The sequence below is a fragment of the Paenibacillus sp. OT2-17 genome, from assembly GCF_009827695.1.
Taxonomy (GTDB): Bacteria; Bacillota; Bacilli; order Paenibacillales; family Paenibacillaceae; genus Paenibacillus; species Paenibacillus polymyxa_B.
This window is the reverse complement of record NZ_WUDQ01000553.1, coordinates 1-2468: the sequence shown is the minus strand read 5'-3', so window position 1 is coordinate 2468 and position 2468 is coordinate 1. Positions and strand designations below refer to the sequence as shown.

The following is a 2468-nucleotide window of genomic DNA, read 5'->3' as shown; positions in this document are numbered from 1 at the left end:
TATTCCAAACTACCTGACGGTACGAAGCTGGAACTGGCTTGATACGTATCAAGGATTGACGGTCCCTTTTCTGGCGACGGCATTCGGGACATTCCTATTAAGGCAATTTTTTCTCCAGCTTCCCAAGGAACTGTTTGAGGCGGCTCGTATGGATGGGTGCGGGCATATCCGTTACTTTCTGTTCCATGTGCTTCCGTTATCGCGCCCTGCGCTCGGAACACTGGCTGTGTATTCGTTCCTGAATATGTACAATTCGTACCTCTGGCCTTTACTGATCACCAATAGCGAGAATATGCGTACGGTACAGATCGGAATATCCATGCTCGAATTTCAGGAATCGACTTCATGGAATCTGGTATTTGCGGGTACGGCCCTAGTCATTTTACCGTCTCTGCTTCTGCTGATCTTTGGACTAAAACAGTTGGTTCGTGGAATGGCAGCGGGTGCGCTTAAAGGCTAAGCACATATGTCAAATGAAAAGCAACACCTGCGCAAGCAGCCCATATACAGAGCTTCAACACACAAGAATACGCAAGAGAATGCCAATTCAAGAATCATTTAATCAAAGGGAGAGAAGAGAGATTATGGGATTTTTTCGTCTGAAAAGTGCATTGACCCTGCTTATTCTGACTGCCATGGTGGTTGCAGCAGGTTGTAGCAATAATACTGCTGCAGAGAAGCCGAGTAATGGTAGTGATGGGGGAGCAGCGGCTTCTCCAGTGAAGCTGACTTGGTGGCATTCGATGTCCGGTAACGGTGAAAAAGCAATCAAGCAGATCGCTGCTGACTTTAACGCCAGTCATAAGGACATTCAGGTAGAGCCAGTATATCAAGGCAAATATGATGACAGCTTGAACAAGCTGAAAGCGTCGCTTGGATCCAATAGCGGACCGGACATCATTCAGGTATACGAAATCGGCAGTAAATTTATGATCGACTCCAAAATGATCACACCCGTACAACAATTTATTGATGCAGATAAGTTTGATCTGTCGCAGCTAGAGCCGAATATTACACGATACTACACGATTGATGGTAAATTGAACGCCATGCCGTTCAATACGTCAAACCCGATTTTATATTACAACAAGGACGCATTCAAAGCCGCAGGACTTGATCCAGCTAATCCTCCGAAAACGTATGATGAGTTCGAAAAGGCTGCAAAAGCCTTGAGCAAGGATGGTAAATCCGGTGCTTCCATTGCCATCTACGGCTGGTTCATGGAGCAACTGTTTGCCAATCAGAACGCGGATTATGTGAATAATGGCAATGGTCGTGATCAAGCGGCAACGGAATCCATGCTGAATTCGGATGCCGGTGTAAAAACGCTGACGTGGTGGAAGAAAATGATTGATGAAAAGGTTGTATCCAATCTGGGACGTAACTCGGACGACACGGCAAAAGCTTTTTCCGCAGGACAAATTGCGATGACGCTGGATTCCACCGCTTCGCTGCGTAATATTGTGGAGCAGGTTGGCAATAAATTTGAAGTAGGCACAGGATTCCTGCCAAGAGCCAATGAAGCTAAAGAAGGCGGCGTGGTTGTAGGCGGCGCAAGCTTGTACATCATGAACAACAAGCCCGAAGCTCAGCAGAAGGCAGCATGGGAGTTCATTAAATTCGTCGCTTCCCCAGCTGTACAGGCACAATGGAGTGTAAATACCGGGTACTTCCCGATCACGAAAGCAGCCTATAACGAGAAGGTACTCAAAGATAATATGGTAAAATATCCGCAATTCCAGACGGCGGTTGACCAATTGCACGCATCGGCACAATCCACCGCTACACAGGGCGCGGTGATGGGCGTATTTCCAGAAGCGCGTCAAATCGTAGAAGGTGCAATTGAGGCCGTTCTGAGTGGCCAGCAACAGCCAAAACAGGCATTGGATCAAGCTGCACAAGAAATTACAGGCAAAATTGCTCAATACAATCAAACCGTAAAAAAATAGTCGCCTTCCCTTAAAATCGGTTGATAATCTGTAGAATGGCCCCCTTATCATCCGATTTTATGACATAACGGATCGAATGAGTGACCCCCTCACTTATTCGATCCGTTTTTGCATTATCATTTTTAGAATGAGTGTTTAGACGAAATGTCTAAAATGTATTATTTTCATTTTTCCTATTGCTGGATAACTAAAAATGGGCTTATAATAAATACATAATTTTTGTACTGGACGGTCAGTTCAAAAAAGGAGGAAGCATGAAACAGCAGACAAAGGAAATTATTTTTAACGGCGCACTCAAAGCTTTTTCCGAACGAGGCTTTAATGAAACAAATATGGAGGAGATTGCCAAGGTATGCGGCATAGCCAAGGGCACCCTGTATTACAATTTTAAAAACAAGCAAGATTTGTACATTTACATTTTGAAGATGGGGATGGAGCGTTTTGTCCGGGATATCCATGAAGCAATGGCTCATACTCCTAAAGATCAGGTGGAGCTTAGGGTTCGTAAGCTGATCCAAG

General features: G+C 45.1%; 3 protein-coding genes. All 3 read left to right on the top strand.

Translation table 11 applies throughout. The features are described from left to right. The coding region (locus GRP75_RS24460) for a carbohydrate ABC transporter permease (RefSeq protein ID WP_160790615.1) at positions 1–460 on the top strand (460 nt) is incomplete at its 5' end. 124 nt (positions 461–584) lie between these two features. Then, a complete protein-coding gene (locus tag GRP75_RS24455; protein WP_160790614.1) occupies positions 585–1949 on the top strand; it encodes an ABC transporter substrate-binding protein in 1365 nt (454 codons plus the stop codon). Positions 1950–2203: 254 nt separating this feature from the next. Then, on the top strand, positions 2204–2468 hold a 265-nt coding region (locus GRP75_RS24450), incomplete at its 3' end, for a TetR/AcrR family transcriptional regulator (RefSeq protein WP_160790613.1).

Coding starts and splice junctions, on each gene's coding strand:
- GRP75_RS24455 (WP_160790614.1), top strand. CDS start 585: ATGGGATTTTTTCGTCTGAAAAGTGCATTGACCCTGCTTATTCTGACT.